The organism is Fusibacter sp. 3D3 (assembly GCF_001748365.1).
GTDB lineage: Bacteria > Bacillota > Clostridia > Peptostreptococcales > Acidaminobacteraceae > Fusibacter_A.
Genome location: NZ_BDHH01000019.1, coordinates 37,190 through 62,221 on the forward strand (window position 1 = coordinate 37,190; position 25,032 = coordinate 62,221).

Sequence of the window (25,032 nt, forward strand, 5' to 3'; positions counted from 1 at the left end):
AATGTAATAGGCTATTGAACAGAGGCCTCTGGTCTCTGTTCTTTTTCTTTAAACGAGACTATAGTCTTGGGTCTGGAATTATGGATATTGTGTAAACGTTTTAAAAATATACAGAAAAAATGTCGTATTTACAAGGTAAAGAACGCATTAGTTGAATTGACATAAAAGGATGAATCGAATATAATTTACATATATATCTAAGTTTGTTGAAGAGGCATAAAATCAATTGAATATCTCGGTTAGACTATAAAAGAGGAGTAATTCAGCTTTTTATGTAAACCAATATAGTATACAACTATATTGGTTTTATTTTTTTATTAGAACGGACTCTAATAATTATTAACAGATCCAAGGAGGGTAATTTGAACGTAAAGAAAGAGTATGAAAGAATAATTCTTTCTAAATATGTTGGACATATTAAGAGAGTCGGCGGGCGAGGGCCTAAAAATATTTATGTGAAGATTGAAGACAGACATATTACGATCAATTTTGCTTTGGTCTTTTCACCGCTTGAGAAATTTGTGTACGAAAACTTAGAGAACGCCTCAACCTTATTAACGGATTTATACAATCGCGTGGGGCACATCATTATTCCCGATTTTATTGATGAGCTCAGTCAAGAAATGCAGCAACCGATTGAGTATGTGGATTATGTCATTGATGTGGATAATAATAGTTTTCAAATCATTTTAAAAAGTCGAAGTTCTATTGGTTAAAATGAATTATGGGGGAGAAATGGGATGCAAGCAGTGTTAATGGACCTAAAAAAGAGATACGAACCTTTATTTGAACAGATAAGAGTTGTGGACTTTGCTGAAAAGGTTACTTATACACTAAACCACCAAAATAAATTAGAATGGAGGCCTTGTAGCCATCTGTGTAGGCTAAAAGAGAATTGTTTTTGCTCTAAAGTCTTACAAGAAAATCGCAAACTGGCTAGACTTGAATTTTCGGAAGGAAAAAGTTATATCATATATGGTTTTCCAATTCGACAAGGCAATCGGCATTTGGTCGTGGAATTAACAGATCAAATTGATGGCAGTAGTATTTTTGAGAATTCTGAGGCGCAAGAAAATCGCGATATAACCGCAATGATTGAAGGCATGAATCAAATGATCATTACAGATGAAATGACAGGTTTGTTCAATCGCAGATATATTACTCAAAAATTATCATTTGACTTAGTGAATAGTTTTTACCAAAAGAGTACTATGGCTGTTATTATGGCAGACATTGATAAATTTAAAAGTGTAAATGATCTCTATGGGCATGATGTAGGGGATCAAGTTCTTATTAATTTTTCCAGTCTTCTAAAAAGTACGATTAGGAGTTCAAGTGATTGGGTGGCACGTTATGGCGGGGAAGAATTTTTAATTGTTATGAAACATTTAAATCGTAATAATGTCGAAGAGATTATACATCATATTAAAGGCCAAATTGAATTGACTCACTTTGGTCCCACTTCTCCTGAAATCAAATTGACTTGCAGCTTTGGTGTTGTTGTCTGTGACGGGCATACAGGACATTATGAAAAATTGATCAGAATTGCAGATCAATGCCTATTACAAGCTAAAAACGAAGGCAGAAACAAAGCCATCATAAAATATTTAGAATAAGCTTCTTGAAAATTCATTTTTTCGAGAAGCTTTTTTAGAGCATTAGTCTTCGTCCAGCAAAGAGCAGAATATCGTGTCTCTATTGTATTTCGCCCTAAATTTCTATAAAATAGTACTGTTACGGCAATTACAAAAAAAAGAAGGCGGTGAATCCAATGCAAATTAAAAATGCCATAAGGAAAAAGCTCATTATAGGTGTTTTTATGGGGTGTTTGGTTCCCTATTTTTTTGGAGGCATTTATTTAAAAAGCTATATTGAGAAATGGCTTTACAACAATAGCATCGAGCACACAAATCAAACGCTTACACAGGTTAACGAACTTGTTGATAAAGCGCTTATTAAAGACATTGATAAAGCCGTTTCAGTATTGGCTTCTCTTGAGCAAATAGAGACCTCTAAAAATGCGATTAATAATTATACAAAATTTGATCTTGAAACCTTTAAATATATGCCACTTGAAGCAGAAGAGACGATAGAATCCTATTTTAAAATATTGAAAGATGCCCATGAGATAATAAATTTTATTTTTTTAGGGACTGAAAATGGGGATTACATGGAGTTCCCCAAATTTTCGCCTTCAAAACCTTATGATCCGAGAATTAGACCTTGGTATATGGGGACTATTGATAAAAATGACGTGGTCCTATCAGAACCCTATAAAACAAATGTAAGTGAAGAATTGGTAATTTGCTTCTCAAAGCGTGTTATTCACAAGGGTAAGGCAATTGGGGTCGTGGGCATCACCGTTAATCTGGAAGAACTCACACGGAATGTTAATTCGATTCAAATTGGGAAATCGGGTTATATTTTAGTAATGAACCCCAATCAGAAGTTTATTGTGAGCCCAAGACATCCAGAATGGATTCTAAAAACACCGAATGAACTGAACATCGATGCTTTTAAAAATTTTGAAATGAATAACAGCACCATTTTTGAAGCGGTAATCGATGGCAGTGATAAGGTGATCAATGTGGTGACCTCTCCGGTAAGCGGTTGGCATATGTTGTCAGTCGTTGACAAAGATGAAATTTTGAGTAAAGCAAAAGAAATCACAAATATATTAATCAGCATTTACCTCATGACATTACTCATTATGTTTGCCATTATCTATAGAATATCAAGACGTATAACCGATCCTATATTGGGAATTGCTTCTGTTATTAATCGTATGGCGGACTATGATTTTGATTTCTATGATAATAGTCATATTGAATCTTATTCAAAACAAAAAGACGAAATTGGTATTATCGCCACGGCATTATCTGAAATGCACGAAAATCTTATTGAGCTTATGAATCAAGTCAATACGATTGACGATGAGATTAAGACCGTTAATATTGAAAATAACACGAAGATACAACTTAATCTGTCCGAGCAAAATCCATTTATGAGGATAACCACTTCGATGAATACTTTGCTTGATAAAGTATACGTTTATCTTGAAAAACTAAAGGCATCTCATACGGATATTTTAGAAAAAAACCAATTGTTGACTTCTTCTGAAGAGGAACTTATGGCACAACTTGAAGAAATTGATCATCAGAGAGAATACATTAATTTTTTAGCATTTCATGATCCTTTGACCAACTTGCCAAATCGGAGAAAATTTGTCGAAATCCTAGACCAACGCATTCAATCCAAACAGAGTGGTGCTATTATTTTGTTAGATTTAGATAATTTTAAAGGTATCAATGATACCTTAGGCCACATTTTTGGAGATCGAGTATTAGAAGCCATCGCTAAAAGGCTTGAAAAATTTGTGGATCCCAAAATATGCGTCTCAAGATTTGGAGGCGATGAATTCCTAATTTTAATTGAATGCGAATCTGATTTTCATGAACTGGATCAACAGGTCAGACTCATAAGGCATCTATTCGATGAAAAACTGGACATTGACGATAATTTGATTGAAATTAATTTTAGCATGGGAATTTCACTGTTTCCTAAAGACAGTATAGATGTAAATCAATTGATTATGAATGCCGATCTAGCCATGTATGCGGTGAAAAATATTGGGAAGAATGGCTATAAATACTTTAGTGTGAGCATGATGGATCATCAAATTGAAAAATCTAAAATTGAACTCATCATTAGAGATGCCATCGAAAATGATGGTTTTATGATGGTATATCAGCCTCAGATAGAAGTGAACTCAGGCTATATAGCGAGTTATGAAGCCTTATTGAGACTGAGAACTTTAGAGTACTCACCAGCAGAGTTTATCAAAATCGCAGAAGAGAATGGTTCTATCGTCAAAATAGGCCGAATTGTGACTGAAAAAGTGATCAAACAAATGGCGCTTTGGAAGCAGAGTGGACTTTCCCTTAGACCGGTATCCATCAATTTCTCTGCAAATCAGTTGCAGGATAAGACCTATGCTCAGTACCTTCACGCATTACTAGAGCAGTATGATATCAGTGCACATTTTATTGAGATTGAAATTACCGAAAATATTTTTTTAGAAAACAAAGAAGCATCACTTGTCTTTTTAAAGCAACTGAAAAAAATGGGTGTTAAGATTGCCATTGACGATTTTGGGACGGGCTACTCCTCACTTAATTATTTGACTTTTTTACCAGTAGATAAGGTGAAGTTAGACAGATCGTTAAATATCAAATTTTTAGAAATGGAAAACATCGGTATTATGGACAGCTTGATTTTATTAGTTCATAGTCTTGGGTTGACCGTGACAGCAGAGGGCATAGAAACACTGGATCAGGTCAAGCGGTTAAAGGTTGGCAAATGTGATTTTATTCAAGGTTTCTATTTCAGCAAACCAGTCGAAGCACAAGAGGTACCACGAATTCACATGAACAGATATACTGGAGAGGGCGGGAGCTTAAAAGGTGAAAATTAAACTTGGGAAATAGAGTGTGACCAAAACAGGAGGACACAAAAAGTGAAAAAATCAAGATTTAAATTTCAAAGAATGATCCGAATTTGTATGGCACTAGCTTTACTCATCAATCTTCACGCCTTGACTTACGCCAATTCAGGCCCTACGATTATGGAAGAATATCCAAGTTCTGAAATGATCGTGGATGAAGCCAACGCAATTATCGTCAATCATGAAACCCTGACATTTGATTTGACGAGTGACTTATATTCAGAAGGTGCAAAAGTCAAAGCAACTTATGAAATGGAAAACACCAGTGATGAAACTCAAAATGTGCATATGGTTTTCCCACTCGTGTCTACTATAAAAAGCCTTGAAGATCACGTTGAGATACAATGTGACGGTGAACCTATTTCACTTAAAAAAATCTATCTGGACAAAGTGAATACGCCTAATAATTTACCGGATTTTGAAACGGTACTCAAACAGGCAACAGAGCAAGACTCTTTTTTAACTTCAGATCTGATCTGTTATGAATTCATACCCCAAGTGGATCTAGCAGAAATGCAGATTGAAGTCAAATTTAGTTTGTCAGATCCTCAATCCTTGATTTTCGTTCAAAATATAAACAGTTATGGCTATGATGGCAATCGGTTTTCTATTGGGGGATGGTTTGGAAAGAATGTTGGGACAGATGAAACGCTAAAGCTTTATTTGACAAAAGGGGAAGTAGAGGCACTTGAATATACAGTTAAAGAGAAATCTAGTGACAATCCCATTGACTCAAAAACTGGCTTTGAAAACTTAAAAGTGGAGCAAACCACGATCTCAAACGCAAATATGAAAGCCCTGTTAGAGAACCAATTGTTTTCAGAGGAATCCGATATATATACGAAAACCGATAAAGAAAAGATGCTGAATGAAGCCCTCCATGAGCTTTATGAACCGAATGATATGCCTATTCTGATACTGGATGACCTAACGCAGTATTTATACCGTGAGAGAATCATACTTTTAAGTTATGATATTGCATTTAAACCTGTACAGAAACGCGAAATAACTGTGGCATATCAGATGAAAGGCACCTTTGATAAACGCAATAGCTCTGAACCAACGTATACCTTTGAGTACTTTCTAAAGCCAGCTTCATACTGGAAAGCGTTTGATCAGTTAGACCTGACGATTAATTTAAAAGCACCCTATGAATACATTCTTTCGAGCAGTTTGCCACTTACTCGGAAAAGCAGTGAAAATCAGATCTCATACCATGCAAACTTTGATCAATTACCAGAAGAAGATTTGACCTTTACGGTTTATACCTCTGAGACAATAACCGCACTGGATCAATTAAAAGGCAAATGGAGCAGAACGTATGTCTATGTGTTTTTTCTAATGGTCTTACCTTTGATTTTTGTGGTTGCGGTTGTTGTGGGGATCGTTTTTATTGTTAAAAAAATAAAGTGAAAAAGAGAATGGTACTCGTTTAATAAAATGGGTATATTTAGATAGAGCAATCTAGATAAATAGTACTATGAGGGGGTAGCTATGAGTTATATTAAGTTAAAACCTGATATTTTTCATGTCGGGGATATTGAGTCGCATAATGGTTTGGATTGTAATCCCTACTTGCTAATAGACGGAGCCGAAGCAGTTTTATTTGATCCCGGATCCAAGCTGGACTTTGAACAAGTTCTAGAGAATATTACAGCTTTGGTTTCGCTGGACCAAATTAAGTATGTTGTGGTACATCACCAAGATCCCGACTTTTGTTCTCAGATTCCACTCCTTGAAGAGGTTGGGCTTAAGGCACAGGTGGTGACTTCATGGCGAACCATGACGCTTATTCAATACTATGATATCAAATCACCTTATTATCTAATAGAAGAACATGAAAACCGATTAACTTTCGGAAATAACAGGGTAGTAGAATTTATTCTAACGCCTTACTTGCATTTTGCAGGCGCCTTTGCAAGCTATGATCGCGTTAATAAAACACTTTTTTCAAGTGATTTGTTTGGTGCTTTCAGTTACAATAGGACCCTTTATGCAGATAAAAATTATATGGGAAAAATGTTGACTTTTCACGAACACTACATGCCTTCTAACTCGGTACTTAGGCCTGTAATGGATACATTGATGCTCTATGATATCCAATTGATATTGCCACAACATGGTTCAATTATAAGAGAGAATGTTAGAAGTTACATGGTAGCACTTAGAACCTTAGAATGCGGTACACTTCTAAGTCCTATTAAAAAAAATCTTATGGAAGCGGGCGGTTATTTAATTGTTTTTAATGATATTTATCAACGGTTGATTACGCTTTATCCTCCAAATGAAGTTCAGGCGGTTTATGAAAGTTTAAACGAGATCGCCTTAAATGAATACGGTGAAATCATTTCATATAGTGGCGATCCAAATTTGGTATGGAATTTGATTTTTGAAAGCATCCAAGAAATGAGGGGCATGAGGTGGTTAACTGTAATAGAACCTTTTGTTCGAAATCTATGTGCGATTTATGATCTTGAAGTGCCAGAGATTATGTCTCATAGTTTAGCGGAAGTAGATGCTCAGAATAGAAAATTGATGGAGATTAATCAGTCCTTAGATCAGACCATTAAAACCGTCAATGAAAAACTTGTGAAGTGCCCTATAACAGGTCTTTTTAACGAGCGTTTTTTAGTGACACTCTTACTTGAAGAGTTAAATGTAGAAGATTGGAGAGATGTGGGGGCTGTTATCTGCATTAGTATTGATGATTTTTCAAAATATATATTAAAATATGGTGCAGAAGAAGAAAGTGCCGTGCTTATCAATATGGCCTATATGCTAAAAGAAAAGTTTGGAGAACAGTCTATTTTCAAACTTGAAGAAACGGATTTCGGGCTTTATTTAAAAGGCTATGATACTTCAACCCTAATTAATTTAGTAGAAAATTTTAGAAATGAAATGGAATCCAGCGACCATTTTCTAGGTAAACTAACGGTTTCAATAGGTGCCGCTTTTCCAAAAGAAGTTGATTTGGATGCTGTTTCATATGAAATTACTGTCAAAAATTATATGGAACGTGCTTTGAATCGATTAAGAATCGCAAAGGTAAAAGGTAAAAATTATTTTTGCCATAGTGGTGAGGCATCTAGTGATGTAATTCAAGCACATAAAATTTTATTGGTAGATTCTGATATTACTAATTTGGAAGTATTGAAGAACTTCATCAGTGAGCTCAATATTGAAGTGCTCACTGCAAGTGATTGTATTATAGGGCTTGAACTTGCAAAAATCCATCTGCCTAAGTTAATTATTTCCGATATCATTTTAGATAAGATGGATGGGTTTATATTGAGAGAGGAATTACAAAAGAGTTCAAAAACTAAAAATATGGATATGATCTATTTATCACATCAAAAGGATGAGGAAAGTGTTAACAGGGCACTTGAGCTTGGTGTAATTCATTATATTAAGAAACCGTATCTACTGTCAGAGCTTATCGGAATAGTTCATAAGAAATCGAAAGGATTGAGGGAATGAGCATTCATATAAATGGCTTAATTGTATTGATGCTCATCATTTTCTATTTGATTGTAGTATTGCTGATGAGGATCATAGGCAATAAGTTTTCAAGTTTAGAAGAAATTTATACAAGAAACAATAGAAGATTGGCAACCATTTTATCACTTGTGGATCACTCCTTCGTGGGCACCTTTGATTCGTTGCGCGAAATTAAGGAAATTAAACAAAACTTGATTATGGAAGATTTAGAACATCATCTTCAAAGCAAAGCGTTGATCAAAATTGAGAAAGTGGAAATAAAAAAACTAAAATCGTTCAATAAAACCAGACGTAAAGAAGCTTGCACTTATTTGGGGATCATTGGCAGTGAAAAAGCCAGACTTTCGCTTGAAAAAGCACTTTTAGGAGAAAAGGATTATGCTGTAAAAATATATATTTCAAATGCACTGACAGATATTCGGAATCCTAAATCTTTAGAGGTGATGATCAAAGCTCTAATTGGGACTCATAAATGGTATCGGACAAAGGCAATTTCAAATATTCTTGAATTTGGATTTTTATTTCAGCCACATATGATGGCATTGTTTGAAACGAATGATATTGAATATATTGAGTTAATTCTTAATTATGCGGCAGAGAATTTCAATGAGCAGACAAAACAGTACTTATTCAACTTCGTCAATGCATATGAAGAGAAACATGCAAGTCTTAGAGCATATTATTTAAGGCTTTTTAAAACCAATAAAACTCAATATAAAATCAGTTATCTAGATGAGGACTTTGACAAGTTACTGACGTTGACCTGTAAAACGATATCCAATTTTTACTTTGTTGATTTTATGGACATTCAGTATTATGAGCATATGAATCCAATTATAAAAAATAATGCCTTCTGGGCACTTTCAAAAGTAAATAGTACAAATCATTTTAAAATATTATTAGCGCATTTAAAGGAGAATGATTTTGAAAAGACATTGATAGCGGTTATTACAAAAATGATCGAAAAAAATCCAAGATTTCTATATGTATTAGAAGATGCCTTTTTTACAGAAACAGACGATCATATTAAACAGCGGATGTCTCAAATTTTTTCGAATAGAATTGAATACTATATTTTAAAACTGAATAGCAAGCAATCACATCGTGAAGCAAAAATTTTAGGTGAGATTATATCAAATGGGAAAATTAACGAGCTCATTGGTTTTATGAACTTAAATAAGAATCTTGATCTTGAAAACAAACTTTTAGAAATTCTTAAATCCAAAGTAAATCCCGAATCTTCGATTGGTCTAGAATTAAGACGGTATTTAGATAATAGATTAATTGCAAAATGGGGTACAGATCCCCTTGAAGTGGTTAAAGAATCTAAAATCCACTTGAAGGATAAAAAATTGGTTAAAGTGGTCTTGTTTTTTACTGCACTTGGAATTCTGACTTACCCAGTTGTATTTTTTTTAAGATTTCAAAATGAAATGGGTGTTGAGACACCAAGATTTATTTTAAAGCGGTATGTAATTGATTTTAATTATACACTTGCTTATTATTCAGTAGCAATCAATGTTTCTTATTTAATGCTCATGTGTTTATCTTATATCAATGTAAGAAAGCAAGCTAAGCTTTGGAATTTCAAAAATATATCTATGCTTTTTAGAAATAAGATGATCCCGTCCATATCCATTATTGCACCTGCTTTTAATGAAGAAAAGTCTATTGTTTCAAGTGTACGCTCTCTTTTGAATCTAAAATACCCAGATTATGAGTTGATTGTGGTCAATGATGGGAGCAAGGATGAAACGCTTTCCAGATTGATTGAAGCGTTTAAATTGATACGTGTGGACTATCAATATCAAATGAGTTTAGATACCGTACCGATTAGAGGAATCTATCGAAATCCTTCATTGCCCAAACTTATCATCATTGATAAGAGTAATGGAGGGAAGGCAGATGCTTTAAATGCAGGTATAAATGTTGCCAATAAAGAATATTTCTGTGGCATTGATGCGGATTCTTTATTGGAACCTGAAGCACTTTTGAGACTGGCGTCGTTAACAATAGATGAAAGTAAAGAAACACCTGCACTCGGAGGGAATGTATGTCCTATTAACAGTTGTAAAGTGGACAAGGGCTTAATTACAGATGTAGTCTTACCTAAAAATCATTTGGCAAGATTTCAGACGATTGAATATATGAGAGCATTCATGGCAGGTAGATTAGGCTGGCAGCAAATGAACAGTTTGCTTATCATCTCTGGGGCATTTGGTCTGTTCAGGAAGGATCGCGTGATCTCAGTCGGTGGTTATTTAACCACAAGAGGCAAGTATAAAAAGGATACCGTGGGCGAGGATATGGAAATTGTCGTCAGAATTAGTCGAATGATGCGGGAGCGCAATCTGAAATATAAGATTTTGTATGCCTTTAACGCAAATTGCTGGACGGAAGTTCCAGAAGATCTGAAAAGTTTGAGAAATCAAAGATTTAGATGGCATAGGGGATTGATTGATATATTATATTTTCATAGAAAGATGATGTTCAATAGGCGCTATGGGCGCACAGGTCTTTTTGTTTTGCCCTATTATCTCATCTTTGAAGCCATAGGACCGATGATTGAAATACAAGGTTACATTATGGTTTTTATAGCGGCTATTTTAGGAATCCTCGATGAGAAAATTGCGTTACTCTTATTTTCAGCTACGGTTCTGTTAGGGGTCTTGGTGTCTATAACGGCATTATTGATCGCAGAGCGAGAAGAACAAATTTATAAGTTTAAGGATATTATGAAATTGCTGTTCTACGCAATAATAGAGAATTTTGGACCTCGCCAAATGTTTAGTTTTTGGCGTATACAAGGGCAATTTCATACTATATTTGGTCAATCTGGATGGGGGAAAATCAAAAGAAAGGGGATTGATTCATGAAATATAAGTGGATTTCACGTGCTGCAAAAGGATTTGTATTTCTGATTACAATCGCGATCATTTTATTGCTTGTTATACCTCACATAACTTTCCGCAACAAACCGAGTTCAAATATCACGATGAAACAATACGATGATGGCAGTGAATCAATAAAATGGTTATCAGATCATTTTAAAATTGAAGAGAGTGATGATCAAATTGTCCCCAGAATTTTATTAATTAATGATTCACATTTTCTGGAGCTGCCGGATAGTTATGAAATCAGTCGTAATATCGTTGTATTTGAAGCACTTTATCAAAAAGTGAACGAAAGTAAATATTTATCTGAGAAGCTTAATTATTTAACAGGTGTAACAAGCAGCCCCTATGTGGGGAAAACCTATCAGGATTTGAGTGATATTGAAAGTATTCCTATTCAAATAATGAATATATATCATAAAAACTATGGTGAGAAGTGGCCTTTTTATGGGGAAGGAATTGTCATCAGTAGCCTAGATGACGTTATTGTGCTGGTTAAAGGCAAAGATTATAGAGGTTCACTAACTGTTAATTCACTAGAAATTGGAAGTGAAACGAAAATACCTTTTTATGGTGTCTTTGAAATAACAGAAAGTGAATCCCCAAGCCTCGCTACGTTTAATTTAAAAACAACGTCTAAAGGTGATGAAAAACTAGAGCAATATCATATAAAAAACAGTTTCCCAGCAGTTTATAAAATTAAAAGAAATTACTATGAAGGCTATTATTTGGCGGGACAATTCACGAAAAACTCAACCCTTGTAACGGCAAAATATGATCTTATTGTACCTATGATGCAACGTAAGATAATTTATGAAAAATTCGCTGAAGAACAGATTTTTTGGCAATTTACAATCCCTTTTTTTAAACATATTATGAAAAATGCCGAAAATGATGTGGCTATTGTCAAATCAACAACTTCAAATTTCTCAGTTAAAGACAAATTTATATTCAAGAAATCTGAGGCAGGGGAGTTGCACCCTTTTTTTATAAAGGGCATTAATTTGGGTGCAGCACTTCCTGGTAAATTTTTTACAGAGTTTCCACAAGATAAAGCAACGTATCTTAATTGGTTAAATCAGATGGAAGGACTCCATATTAACACCATCAGAGTTTATACGCTTTTACCGCCAAGTTTCTATCAGGCACTTTATGAATATAACCAAAAGGCTAGGGAACCTCTTTATCTCCTACAAGAAATTTGGCCTGAAGAAAATCCAGAGGATTTGAATTATTTGGGGGAGCAGTATAACCAAATTTATAGACAAGAAATTGAATATGCCGTTCACGCGATTCATGGAAATATTGAAATTCCTGTGAGAGATTACAGAGCATATGGTCTTTATGCATATGATGTTTCGCCCTATCTTTTAGGTTATTTGGTAGGAAGAGAAATGGAACCAGAAGAAGTAATAGAAACGAACAAGCTGAATGAAGGTTATGAATTTCAGGGACAATTTTTTTACGCCGAACGAAATGCATCTCCTACGGAATCATGGTTAGCGGCATCCTGTGATTACGCTTTAAGTATTGAATCAGATTTTTACCAGGGCAACCCAATTATAGGAATTGTGAATTGGCCAACATTAGATGCACTCAATCATGATAGTGAGTGGAATGAAGCGGGTTACAAGAATTTACAGTTTAATGATAAGGTATCAGTGGATATTGATCGAATTGGAGTTCATAGAGAACGTGTCAATGGTTTTGTGGGGGCGTATCACATTTACCCCAACTACCCCAATTTTATGAATAATGAACAAGCATATGCAGCCTATCGTGATGGTGAGGGTGTCTTTAGATATGGCGGATACCTTAAAGCGTTTATGAATCAAAATCATCGTTATCCTGCTATTGTTGCAGAATATGGTATATCAACAAGTCAAATAACGGCACATTATAATCCAGATGGGTTAGATCATGGTGGCTTATCAGAAGATGAGCAGGCAAGTTTCATTATACGCATGACTCAAGCGATTAAAGCTGAAAACTATTCTGGTGCTATTATTTTTGAATGGATGGATGAATGGGCAAAGAAGACTTGGACTACAGAATTCTATATGATTCCATATGAGAGACAAGTTCTTTGGCACAATGTGCTTGATCCTGAACAGAATTATGGCTTGCTTGCAATTGAAGCCAAAATACCCGAATACAAAGAGATATTTAAAAGCAATAGTCCCTATTTAGATCTTGATTCTGTGGCGTCGAGTCAAAATGCCTCCTATATTTATCTGAAACTTCAGTTTAAGAGCAAACTTGATTTAAGGCAAGGTCTAAAAGTTGCCTTTGATCTCAATGTTGAATCTGATGAGGATAACCATAGTGAAAACAGTTTTGAATATATTTTAGAAGTGGATGAATCTCCAAAATTACGAGTAGTTCCAAGCTATAATTGGATTAATGGACATTATAAATCTTCAGTGGAGAGCTTTGATATATTTGAAAACCTGACTCAGCTGGTCAATCCCGAAAATACAGATAAAGACGGTACTTTTACACCAGCCTTAACTGTGGATTTAAGTCAATTAAACATAGGTGATTTAGAAGTGCCTCAGAATAATATATGGATAGAGGGGCAGCAGGTTACAATCAGAATTCCATATGGGTTATTGGGATTCTCAGATCCATCATCAAGGTCAATACTTTGGGATTCGAGGATTTTCATCCCCAACCAAAAGGATCAAATCGAAACCGCTCAAATCGAAAGTATAGGTTTGAGGATTATGAAAGATCAAATGCGATCTGTTGATGTTATTTTACCTCTTGAATCATGGGAAATCCCAATGTACGATACGCGTTTAAAACGAGGTTTCGGGGCTATAGGCGAATACTTTAAAAATATTGAGAAGTGAATTTTTTTTAATTTAGGCTATGCGAGTAACTTTTTAATTCGTGTTCGTATAGCCTCTATTTTTTTGTAACCCATGTTACTGATAATTATTATCAATAAAGTATAATGAAATCAGAAAGAAGTATTGACTCTCTTAAATGAATATGATAATCTTTATCAAGTAGAGAACTTTCGGTGTCCTTCGAAAGTACTGATGTTAAGTTATTGAAGAAAGAGGTGACGTGATGTTTCTAACAAAAGCCAAAGTTGGGCAAACTGTAAATATTGTGAAGATAGAAGGCAAAGAGAAAAATCAAAAATTCTTGTTTAGTTTGGGGTGCTTTGAAGGCGAGTCGATCACACTGATCTCAATCTTAGGAGGCAATTATATCGTTAATATTAAAGACGGCAGATATGCCATAGATGAATCTTTAGCAAGATCAATTGTCATTCAAGTATAATAAGCACTTTTTTTTTACCAATCAAGCGATAATGATTATCAATATCGCAAAAACTCAAATTAATAAAGAGAAGACTTATTCAACCAAATAGGAGGGAAACTATGAAAATTGCATTAGCGGGTAATCCAAATTCAGGGAAAACCACGTTGTTCAATGCCATCACAGGTAAAAACGAGTATGTCGGAAACTGGACAGGTGTTACTGTTGAAAAAAAAGAATCGGATTTAAAGTCACAATATCAGATTAAAGGACAAGCGGTTAAAGTCGTAGATTTGCCTGGTGCCTATTCAATAGCACCATTTACAGGAGAAGAAGCGATTACGAGAGATTTTGTTTTAAGTGCATCTCCAGATGTGATCATTAACATTGTTGATGCCACTAATTTAAGCAGAAGCTTATTTTTCACGACTCAATTGATTGAAATCGGCATTCCTGTCATCATTGCTCTTAATAAAATGGATTTAATTGCTAAAAAAGGAGATTATATCGACGTCGTGGGGCTTCAAAAATCACTTAATTGCAAGATTATTGAAACCACAGCAACTTCAGAAAAGGGGTTGAAAAAATTAATTGAAACCGCATCTGAAATCAGCGTGAATTCAGCCTTAAAAACCGAATCCAAGAACATCAAAACATTTAATGATGATCAAGTGCGTCAAAAATATATCAATGATCTGGTGAAACAATTTATCTCTAAAAAAGTCGCATCAAGCCAAGTGACGTTTTCAGATAAAGTGGATCGCATTGTCGCACATAAATATTTGGGTTTGCCGATTTTTTTCTTAGTGATGTGGGCAGTTTATGCCTTTTCAATTGAAGGGCTAGGCGGTTTCTTATCAGGCTATTTCAATGAGGTTCTCTTTGGAGAGACAATACCTACAGGGGTAAATCAATTTCTTGAAAGTATTAGTGTGCATCCACTTATGCAAGCGCTTATAGTAGATGGAATCATCGGTGGCGTGGGTGCTGTCATTGGATTCTTACCCCTCATTATGGTGTTGTTTTTCTGTTTATCACTCCTTGAAGATAGTGGCTATATGGCCAGAGTTGCAGTGGTTATGGATCGCTATCTCAAGAAAATTGGACTTTCAGGTAAGTCGATTATACCAATGATCGTAGGCTCTGGTTGTGCGATTCCGGGGGTCATGGCTACAAGAACCATAGAGGATATCAATCAAAAGCGAATTACGACGATTTTAACACCTTTTGTACCGTGTGGCGCAAAGCTCCCGATTATTGCACTCTTTTCAGTGGCATTTTTTCCTGAATCCAGTTGGGTTGGACCAAGCATGTATATAATTGCAATTATTATGATTATTATTGGTGGCCTTTTACTTAAAAAACTTTTCGTTTGGGAAAATACAACTCAGTTCATAATGGAATTGCCAGAATATAAGATTCCGAGTATTAAATACGCACTTATTCAAATGCTAGATAAGGCAAAAGCATTTATTTATAAAGCGTCCACGATCATTTTGGTCATGAATACGCTCGTATGGTTTATGCAAGCGTATGGTTGGAATCTGCAAGCTGTAGATTCTCAAAGCGCTAGTATTTTAGCAGGTGTTGGTTCAGTCATAGCACCGCTTCTTATTCCACTTGGCTTTGCTGGATGGCAATTAGCAGCAGCTATTATTACGGGGTTTATTGCAAAAGAAAATGTTGTGGCTACTTTTGCGGTGATTTTAGCAGTTGCAAGTGAAGAAGCGTTGCACATCCCAGGGGGCGTATTAACGCAATTCTTCACACCCGTTACAGCGTATGCCTTTCTTGTATTCAACCTGTTCACACCGCCTTGTTTTGCTGCAATAGGGGCAATGAATTCTGAATTGGGGTCAAAAAAGTGGTTGGGAAGAGCTATTGGATTCCAATTAGGGGTAGGCTACACCTTAGCGTTACTGATTACACAATTTGGAACGCTGCTTGTATACGGTGAGTTTGCGAAAGGTTTTATACCTGCAATGGTTGTTCTTGCAGTGGTTATTGGTGGCGTTTATGTGGGCGTAAAGCGTGCTGATGTGAAAAGAAGTGAATTGTCGCAATTGAGTGAGATTGGTCAGGAGGCATAATATGTCGACTCTAGTAGTAGGTGTTTTAGTAGCAATGCTATTCACTTGGTCCTTAAAACGGACTCGAAAAGATTTGAAAAATAGTAAATGTGGCGGATGTAGTGGCTGTGGTCTAAAGAATCAGTGCCATTCAGTTCAAGAAACGCCCATTCAATTAAGGCTATAATCGTATAAAGGGTACTGTAGTTCGTTCAATTCATGTGTAAGATCACATTTAAGCAACCACAAACATAGAAATATGTAGTGGTTGTTTTTTTGTGGAAAGTTTGACAAGGTGCAACTGGTTAAATAGAATTAAAAAGGATATAATATAAACGGGTACAAAATTAAATAAGGGAGGCAAAGCTATGAATGGTTTAAGAACTGTCAGTTTCGAAGCTTTAGTGGAATGCGTTGTCCTTGCTAGCGGGAATTCAGATGCATTTAAGAAACTATTGCTTGAAAGAAATGGTGATCTAGACATGATCACAATTACAGACAAAGGTAAACCGTGCTTTCTCATTCAAATTCAGAAGCCAATGGACGGCAATTCAGTCCAGTGGATGGATGCGTATGCTTCTGAACTCGACTTAAGAATGTAGTATTACACAGCTCGCTATGGTGTTCACATCATAGCTTTTTTTTGAGAAAAATAGACAGTAGGAGTTACAGCATATGGTAAGGGTTATAAAAGATAAAATGAGAGAGGAAATCGTCTTTCTGATTGTTTTGGTGGTGGCATTAATAACTTCTGTTTTTGACCCTATTAATTTGGAAGTTATTGAGTGGCATGTGGTTTTTATTTTGATGAATTTGATGTTATTGACTTTAGCTTTTGAAAAATATGGCATTTTAGATGCAATTGCACTATTTTTGCTCAAGAATGCGTCTTCTGATAGAAAACTTGGTTTTTTATTGATATTCTTAACCGCAGGATTAGCGATGTTTATAACAAATGATGTGGCTTTGATTACAGTCGTCCCCATTACGATGAACATCGGTAGGCAATTAAAAGTGAATCCCATAAGGTGGATCGTACTCGAAACCATATCGGCAAATGTAGGGAGTAGTCTTACGCCGTTTGGAAATCCTCAAAATCTATTTTTATATTCTAAATTTTCAATTGCCACGCTGGTTTTTTTTAAAATCACAGCACTTTTTGTAGGCTTTGGACTCTTGTTACTCTTTCTTTTGAATCTAAGAGCGCCTAAAACGCCTTTCAGCTTAAAATTAAATGAACCAAGCATCACTTCAAAAAACAAAACAATTTGGATGGGCTTTTTATTTGTCTTAATGATATTTTCGATTTTAAGGTGGATTCCCCTTTTTTATTTGACCGTTATTATTTTTGCGAGCTTTATTATACTTGAGATAGAACTCTTTAAAAAGGTGGATTATTTTTTACTCGGGACATTTATATGTTTTTTTATTGCGATAGATCACTTAGCACATTTTGAGCAATTGAGTCAGATTATTCAGAGCGGGATAACTTCAAAATGGTCGATTTTATGGATTTCATGCGCATTGTCACAAGTCATAAGCAATGTACCTGCTGCAATTTTGATGAGTGGTTTTACGAAGGATTTTGAGGCCATATTGCTGGGTGTGAGTGTGGGCGGTATGGGGACAATGGTGGCTTCCATGGCAAATCTCATATCGTTTAAATTCTATATTAAGCAGTACCCATCAAGGCCTTATAGAGTGCTTTTTTACAAATACAATGGCTTGTTTTTAATCGTTTTCATGTTGGTGTTTTGGATATTGGTCAAAACAGGGAGGGTTTCATGGTAGCGTTGAAACCCTCTATGCTACCTTCGTAACCCTTGTGCAATTCGTTAGGAGTGCATTCAGTAGATATGAATTAATTGTAAACAAACTATTGACGTCAGTAGATCAGAAATGTATAATAATAAGAACGAAAGCGGTTTCGCGAATTAGGGATAAACAAGCCCATTAAGATCGGTAGCGAACTTAATGATTTTTTTTAAGCGATTACGAAAGCGGTTTCGTGATATTTAGAGATCTGTTTCTTTTTCAGTGTAATTATGGTAAAATTCAAAAAAAACGATTAGGAGAATTCGCTATGGTTACGATTTATGATATTGCAAAAGCTTGTGGTTGCTCCAGTGGGACTGTTTCAAAGGCTTTTAATAATTATGCCGACATCAATTCTAAGACAAAAGAAAGGATTTTGAAAACGGCAAGTGAAATGGGGTTTATCCCGAACACTCAAGCGCGTGCGCTCAGCACCAAAAAAACATGGACAATAGGTGTTTTATTTCAAGATGAGAGCCATGGTGGCTTAACACATTATTTCTTTGCCCAAATCTTAGAGGCCGTTAAAGAACAAGCTGAGGAAAGTGGTTATGATTTGACTTTTATCTCAAAAATATGGGGTAAACAGAAGAGAACTTACTTGGAGCATTGCCGAATGAAAAAGACAGATGGTGTGATTATTGCTTGTATTAATTTTGACTCTGAAGAAGTTCAAGAGCTTATGAAAAGTGAAATTCCCGTAGTTGTAATTGATTATACTTCACCTGATGTGTGCAGTATTGTATCTGAAAACTATAGAGGTTTAAATATGTTAACTAATTTTTTAATTCAACTTGGTCATAAGGATATTGTTTATATGAATGGTCATTTAACAGCGGTGACGTATGAGCGTATCAATGGCTATAAAAACGCAATCCAGCAAGCCAATTTACGTGAGCGCATTATAGATTCCAAATATTATGATCGCGAAACGACAATAGAGGTCACTAAAATACTAATTGATTCTGGTGATTTGCCAACAGCCATCATCTACCAAGATGATTATGGTGCACTATGGGGCATTAAAACGTTAAGAGAAGCGCATATAAGAGTGCCAGAAGATATTTCTGTGGCTGGATTTGATGGCATCGAACTTGGAGAAATGATACATCCGAGATTGACGACAATTAAACAGGACATGGAAGGTCTCGGAAGAGGGGCAGCTCTTAAATGCATTAAAATGATTGAATCCAAAATAATAACGAAAACAAAAACGACTGTTGGACTTGAACTTGTTGTAGGTGGCACTTGTCAAAAGATAGAGTCACGCTAAAATATGAGATTCATCGAACAAGTCCTGTAATAATCGAAGAGGAGAACAAATCAAGATGGAGAAGTATAAAAATACTGAGTTGACGGTGCAGGAACGCGCAGAGGATATTGTCTCTAAAATGACCCTTGAAGAGCAGGTGAGTCAACTTAGATATGATGCTTTTGAGATTGAACGGTTAGGCTTGCCTGCCTATAATTGGTGGAATGAATCGCTTCATGGTATAGCGCGAGCAGGAACGGCGACGATGTTTCCGCAAGCGATTGGACTTGCCGCAATCTTTGATGAAAATAGCATTAAAACTGTTGGCGATATTTGTGCAGTAGAAGCGCGTGCTAAGTACAATGTAAGTCGTCAGCATGGGGATCGAGGCATTTATAAAGGGTTGACCATGTGGTCCCCCAATATTAATATTTTCAGAGATCCGCGCTGGGGCAGAGGCCAAGAAACTTATGGAGAATGTCCATACCTAACTTCAAGGTTAGGCGTTAGCTTTGCAAAAGCATTACAAGGAGATCAACCCGTTCTAAAAGTGGCAGCATGTGCAAAACATTATGCGGGCCACAGTGGTCCAGAAGGCATTAGACATCAATTTAATGCGAAAATCAGTGATAAAGATTTAAACGAAACTTATTTACCTGCATTTGAAGCACTTGTAAGAGAAGCGAAAGTTGAAAGTGTAATGGGCGCATACAATAGAGTAAACCTTGAACCCGCATGCGCAAGCGATTATTTAATGGGAAAACTTAAAGCATGGGGATTTGAAGGTCATTTTGTGTCGGATTGTTGGGCGATAAGAGATTTTCATACCCATCATAAAATCACAAAGACACCTGCGGAGTCGGCAGCACTTGCTTTAAACAAAGGATGTGACTTAAACTGTGGCAATACGTATCAGCACCTTTTGGAGGCACTTGAAGAAGGGCTAGTATCAAGAGAAGTGGTCGCTCAATCTGCGGTTAGGTTAATGAAGACGAGAATTAAATTGGGGATGCTAGATGCGTTCTGTGAATTTGACAACATCGAGTACGATCAAGTCAGTTGTGATACACATAAAGCTTATGCATTGGTATGTGCTCAAAAGTCCATGGTCCTCTTAAAGAATAATGGCTTATTGCCACTGGATCAAACCCAAATTCAGAAAATTGCTGTAATTGGACCCAATGCGGCGAGTATTGAGGCACTTCGAGGCAATTACTACGGTACAGGGGATGAGTACTGGACTTTTTTAGACGGCATTAGAAATGCATTTAGTGGCAGAATTTACTATTCAGAAGGGTGTCATCTCTTCAGTTCAGTTTTACAGGCATTGGGACAGCCAGGTGATGGCTATTCAGAGGCGATTACAGCTGCTCAACATTCGGATGTGGTGGTTTTATGTGTGGGGCTTGATGCCACTATTGAAGGTGAGGAAGGCGACACAGGAAATGCCTTTGCTGCTGGAGATAAGCAAAATCTTTTCTTACCAAAGAGTCAAAGAAAATTGGTAGAGCAGATTCTGGCGCTCAATAAACCCACGATTATTGTCAATGCATCGGGCAGTTCCATCAATGTGTTGGGCGATCGAGCGGATGCCATTATTCAGACATGGTATCCAGGACAGATGGGTGGTAAAGCATTGGCGGATATATTGTTTGGAAAAATTTCGCCATCAGGTAAACTGCCTGTTACTTTTTACGAAACGGCTGATCTTTTACCAGATTTTGAAGATTACGATATGACCAATCGGACCTATAGATATGTTGAAGATAATGTGCTCTACCCATTTGGCTATGGTTTAACGTATTCAAAAGTTGTTTGCAGTGACCTGAAATTTGATCCAGATCACAGAATGGCTACAGTGGATGTGGTCAATCAAGGTAATTGCGATACGGATGAAGTGGTTCAGCTTTATATCCGATGTGAGGATTCTAAGTATGAAGTGAGAAATCACAAACTGTGTGGTTTTAAACGTATTCATATCAAGAGTAACGAAAGCATAAAAGTAGATATTCAAGTCTCTGAAAGTGCTTTCAAAGTGGTGAATGATAAAGGGGAGTGGATTGTTGATGGCAGTCGCTTTACACTCTATGCAGGTGTCAATCAACCTGATGATCTGAGCAAACAATTGACTGGGCAGTCCTGTCTACACTGTGAATTCCAGTTGTAAAGCGAGGCTGTATAACCGTAATGACAAGAGCGTCAAGCGTAAGTTTTTATAATTAAAGGTGTATGGATTTCTGTGCTTCCAAGTAATCAAACTTGAAGGTTCAGATTTACATAAATAAAATTTTCTCAAAAAACGAAGGGGGACCTTATGAAAAGAGTATTGAGTTTATTATTAGTTGTTTTGATGATGTTCAGTTTAGTGGCTTGTGGCTCTGGTAGTCAACCAGCAAACGAGGCAAACAATGCTGCACCAAGTACACCGGCAGCTGAACCAAGTGCTGCACCAAGTACAACTGAACCAAGTTCCACAAAAAAGATTGTGTTAAATGTTTGGTCATTTACGGATGAAGTTCCAAAAATGATTGAAAAATTCTTAGAAATGAATCCTGATTTTGCAGCAAAATATGAAATTAGTACGACTATTATTGCTACAACAGAAGGGGCTTATCAACCAGCACTTGACCAAGCACTTGCATCTGGTGGCAAGGATGCTCCAGATATTTATACCGCAGAAGCGGCATTTGTACTCAAATATGCTCAAGGAGATGCTTCTCAATATGCAGCACCTTATAAAGATTTGGGCATTGATGTGGATAAGGCAATTACAGATGCTGAAATTGCACAGTATACTAAAGACATAGGCACTAATGGCAATGGTGATGTCGTTGCATTAGGCTATCAAGCCACAGGTGGTGCTTATATTTATCGTCGATCTATTGCAAAAGATGTTTGGGGAACAGATGACCCTGCTGAAATTGCAAAAATTATCGGACCGGGTTGGGATAAGTTTTATGCAGCGGCTGCTGAGTTAAAAGCAAAAGGCTATGGCATCGTCTCAGGTGATGGCGATGTATGGCATGCCGTGGAAAACAGCTCGGAAAAAGGCTGGGTCGCAGACGGTAAGTTCGTGATGGATCCAAAACGTGAAGCGTTCTTAGATTTATCTAAAGAGCTTAAAGACAAGGGCTATCATAATGACACGCAAGACTGGCAAGATGCTTGGTATGCGGACATGAAAGATGCTGGAGAAAAGAAAATCTTAGGTTTCTTTGGACCTGCATGGATGATCAACTATGTAATCGCAGGTAACAGTGGTGAGACATTTGGTGATTGGGCAGTATGTGAGCCGCCAGTAGGTTTCTTCTGGGGCGGTACTTGGGTACTTGGGTCAGCATCATCAGAGAAAAAAGAAGCAGTTGGTCAAATTATCAATTGGATTACATTAGATACAACAGAGCAAGGCCTTCAATACATGTGGGCAAATGGTACGCTTAATGGACCTGGTGGCACGAAAGACACCGTAGCATCTGGTAAAGTTATGGGTATGTCAGATGGTACACTTGAATTCTTAGCAGGTCAGGATATGTTTGAAGTCTTTATTCCAGCAAATCAATTTGCAAATGGTAAAAACTTGACTCAGTATGATGAAACAATCAATCTATACTGGAGAGATCAAGTTAGAGCGTACTCTGCTGGGGAAAAATCAAGAGAAGATGCTATTAAAGATTTAAAACAAATGGTTAGAGATAATCTTGATATCATAGTCGAATAATAAAATGTAAATAGAACGATTGGGATAGGAGGAACGCATATAGGATGCGCCTATCCCAATTATTTTAAGGAGGTGACCTGTCATTGAAACGCAAAAAAGGCGTTAGTTATGCAAAATACGGCTATATCTTTAGTATTCCCTTTGCAGTAATATTTCTTATTTTCTCTTTATATCCGATCCTTTATACGGCATTACTGGGATTTACCGATTTTAAGGGTCTGGGGACTAAGTCGTGGCATTTTCTTGACAATCCGTTTCAGAACTTTATTCTTATTTTGAACAATGATTCATTTAGGCAATCATTATCCAATACCTTTATTATATGGACTGCGAATTTTATTCCTCAGATATTGCTTGCATTAGTTTTAACCGCATGGTTTACATCGAGGCGAAACAAGCTAAAAGGGAAAGGTCTATTTAAAGTTATTTTCTATTTGCCAAACATCATAACAGCAGCAAGTATTGCTATTTTATTCTACTCGTTATTTGGTTATCCAGTAGGGCCAGTGAACAGTTTGCTAATAAAGCTTGGTCTAATTGATACACCCGTCTATTTTTTAATTAATAAAGCAACTGCCAGAGGGATTGTTGCCTTTATTCAGTTTTGGATGTGGTACGGCTATACGATGATTATTCTCGTTTCAGGTGTCTTAGGAATCAGTCCAGATATTTATGAAGCGGCAGAGATTGATGGCACCACAGGGCTTCAAGCTTTCTGGTATATTACACTTCCAAACTTAAAGACGATTCTACTTTATGTGTTGATCACCAGTATGATTGGCGGTTTAAACATGTATGACATTCCGAAAATGTTCATGCAAGGTGGTCCAGACAACGCGACTTTGACAACAAGTGTGTTTATCTACAATCAAGCGTTCAGTGGCAGTTATCTTTACAATCGTGCAGCTGCAGCAAGTATGATTATGTTTTTAATCATAGCCTTTTTTTCAGCAATTTTGTTCTATTTGCTTCGAGATAAAGACGCTATAGAAAGACGTAAAGAAAATAAAAGAATGCGAAAAGCATATAAAGAGAGACAGGAGGCGGAAAAATTATGAAAAAGAACAAAAAAAGCCAATCAGTCCTTTTTAAAGTTGTTGCTTACTCTGTATGTATTTTATTAGTGATTTTAAGTATTTTGCCTTTTTGGATTATGTTTGTAAATGCGACGAGAAGTACTTTTCAAATACAACAAGATGCACTTTCTTTTATACCTTCAAAATATCTGATCAGCAATATTCAAATTTTACTTGGAAAGACTTTTGATCCACTTAGAGGTCTTATAAATTCGACAATTATTTCTGCTTCATCGACGTTATGTACGATTTATTTTTCGGCATTGACGGCATATGCGTTGGTCGCTTATAACTGGAAGCTCAGAAGTCCTTTCTTTACTTTTATCATGGCTGTTATGATGATTCCTGCACAGGTTTCAAGCATTGGTTTTTATCAGTTCATGTATAAAATAGGCATGACCAATAACTTTCTTGCATTAATTTTACCAACCATAGCCACACCAGCAGCGGTTTTTTTTATGAGACAGTTTATGCTAGCTTCTCTGCCGCTAGAATTGGTGGAAGCGGCACGCATTGATGGGGCGGGTGAATTTTATACTTTTAACAAAATCGTGTTGCCAATAATGAAACCTGCAATGGCAACGCAAGCTATATTTTCATTTGTTTCCAGTTGGAACAGTTTGTTCTTACCTTTAATATTACTCACGAAGAGTGAAAAATATACAATGCCTATTATGGTGAGCTTACTTAGAGGCGATATCTATAAAACCGAGTACGGTGCCGTATACCTTGGACTTGCATTAACCGTACTACCGATATTCATCATATACTTCTTATTGTCTAAGTACATTGTAGAAGGGGTTGCCCTAGGTGGGGTAAAAGGATAATCATTTTAACCCTTTATATGACAAAAAAGGACTATTGCAAATCTGACTGGATTTGTAATAGTCCTTTTTTGATTTGAAGGCCGTTTTGCAACAGCACCTTTTGCGT

General features: G+C 36.3%; 17 protein-coding genes. All 17 read left to right on the forward strand.

Annotated elements, in window-relative coordinates; genetic code table 11:
* The first annotated feature begins 362 nt into the window (after nt 1-362).
* The 17 genes from F3D3_RS18355 to F3D3_RS18430 all read left to right on the forward strand — a co-directional run bounded on the left by F3D3_RS18355 (nt 363) and on the right by F3D3_RS18430 (nt 24,926).
* On the forward strand, nt 363-716 hold the full coding sequence (locus F3D3_RS18355; protein ID WP_069875916.1) for a Na-translocating system protein MpsC family protein: 354 nt from the start codon (nt 363-365) through the stop codon (nt 714-716).
* Between the two features lie 24 nt (nt 717-740).
* Entirely contained in the window at nt 741-1,616 is an 876-nt protein-coding gene (locus F3D3_RS18360) for a GGDEF domain-containing protein (protein ID WP_069875917.1), read from the forward strand.
* A gap of 155 nt (nt 1,617-1,771) precedes the next feature.
* On the forward strand, nt 1,772-4,474 hold the full coding sequence (locus F3D3_RS18365; RefSeq protein ID WP_069875918.1) for an EAL domain-containing protein: 2,703 nt from the start codon (nt 1,772-1,774) through the stop codon (nt 4,472-4,474).
* Between the two features lie 42 nt (nt 4,475-4,516).
* Complete coding sequence (locus tag F3D3_RS18370) at nt 4,517-5,917, forward strand: hypothetical protein (RefSeq protein ID WP_069875919.1); 1,401 nt, start codon at nt 4,517-4,519, stop codon at nt 5,915-5,917.
* Nucleotides 5,918-5,998: 81 nt separating this feature from the next.
* A complete protein-coding gene (locus F3D3_RS18375) occupies nt 5,999-7,981 on the forward strand; it encodes a response regulator (RefSeq protein ID WP_069875920.1) in 1,983 nt (660 codons plus the stop codon).
* Nucleotides 7,978-10,878 carry a glycosyltransferase gene (locus F3D3_RS23505; RefSeq protein ID WP_084389158.1) on the forward strand — a complete coding sequence of 967 codons (2,901 nt, stop codon included), beginning with the start codon at nt 7,978-7,980 and terminating at the stop codon, nt 10,876-10,878. The genes F3D3_RS18375 and F3D3_RS23505 overlap by 4 nt, the downstream gene beginning before the upstream one ends.
* Nucleotides 10,875-13,751 carry a hypothetical protein gene (locus F3D3_RS18385; RefSeq protein WP_069875921.1) on the forward strand — a complete coding sequence of 959 codons (2,877 nt, stop codon included), beginning with the start codon at nt 10,875-10,877 and terminating at the stop codon, nt 13,749-13,751. The genes F3D3_RS23505 and F3D3_RS18385 overlap by 4 nt, the downstream gene beginning before the upstream one ends.
* Before the next feature lie 223 nt (nt 13,752-13,974).
* Entirely contained in the window at nt 13,975-14,190 is a 216-nt protein-coding gene (locus tag F3D3_RS18390; RefSeq protein ID WP_084389159.1) for a FeoA family protein, read from the forward strand.
* Between the two features lie 101 nt (nt 14,191-14,291).
* A complete protein-coding gene (gene feoB / locus F3D3_RS18395) occupies nt 14,292-16,259 on the forward strand; it encodes a ferrous iron transport protein B (RefSeq protein WP_069875923.1) in 1,968 nt (655 codons plus the stop codon).
* A 1-nt stretch (nt 16,260) separates the two neighbouring features.
* Nucleotides 16,261-16,425: a FeoB-associated Cys-rich membrane protein gene (locus tag F3D3_RS23510; protein ID WP_084389160.1), complete on the forward strand. Its 165-nt coding sequence runs from the start codon at nt 16,261-16,263 to the stop codon at nt 16,423-16,425.
* A 181-nt stretch (nt 16,426-16,606) separates the two neighbouring features.
* A complete protein-coding gene (locus tag F3D3_RS18400) occupies nt 16,607-16,840 on the forward strand; it encodes a hypothetical protein (RefSeq protein ID WP_069875924.1) in 234 nt (77 codons plus the stop codon).
* Nucleotides 16,841-16,913: 73 nt separating this feature from the next.
* Nucleotides 16,914-18,029, forward strand: coding sequence for an SLC13 family permease (locus F3D3_RS18405; protein WP_069875925.1), 1,116 nt, complete (start codon nt 16,914-16,916; stop codon nt 18,027-18,029).
* A gap of 292 nt (nt 18,030-18,321) precedes the next feature.
* A complete protein-coding gene (locus F3D3_RS18410) occupies nt 18,322-19,326 on the forward strand; it encodes a LacI family DNA-binding transcriptional regulator (protein WP_069875926.1) in 1,005 nt (334 codons plus the stop codon).
* A 55-nt stretch (nt 19,327-19,381) separates the two neighbouring features.
* Nucleotides 19,382-21,472: a glycoside hydrolase family 3 C-terminal domain-containing protein gene (locus F3D3_RS18415; protein WP_069875927.1), complete on the forward strand. Its 2,091-nt coding sequence runs from the start codon at nt 19,382-19,384 to the stop codon at nt 21,470-21,472.
* A 147-nt stretch (nt 21,473-21,619) separates the two neighbouring features.
* Nucleotides 21,620-23,023 (forward strand): ABC transporter substrate-binding protein, encoded by a 1,404-nt coding sequence (locus F3D3_RS18420; RefSeq protein WP_069875928.1) that lies wholly within the window; start codon nt 21,620-21,622, stop codon nt 23,021-23,023.
* A gap of 83 nt (nt 23,024-23,106) precedes the next feature.
* The gene (locus tag F3D3_RS18425) at nt 23,107-24,081 is read left to right on the forward strand and encodes a carbohydrate ABC transporter permease (RefSeq protein ID WP_069875929.1); all 975 of its coding nucleotides are present in this window, start codon (nt 23,107-23,109) and stop codon (nt 24,079-24,081) included.
* Complete coding sequence (locus F3D3_RS18430) at nt 24,078-24,926, forward strand: carbohydrate ABC transporter permease (protein ID WP_069875930.1); 849 nt, start codon at nt 24,078-24,080, stop codon at nt 24,924-24,926. The genes F3D3_RS18425 and F3D3_RS18430 overlap by 4 nt, the downstream gene beginning before the upstream one ends.
* The last annotated feature ends 106 nt before the right edge of the window (nt 24,927-25,032 follow it).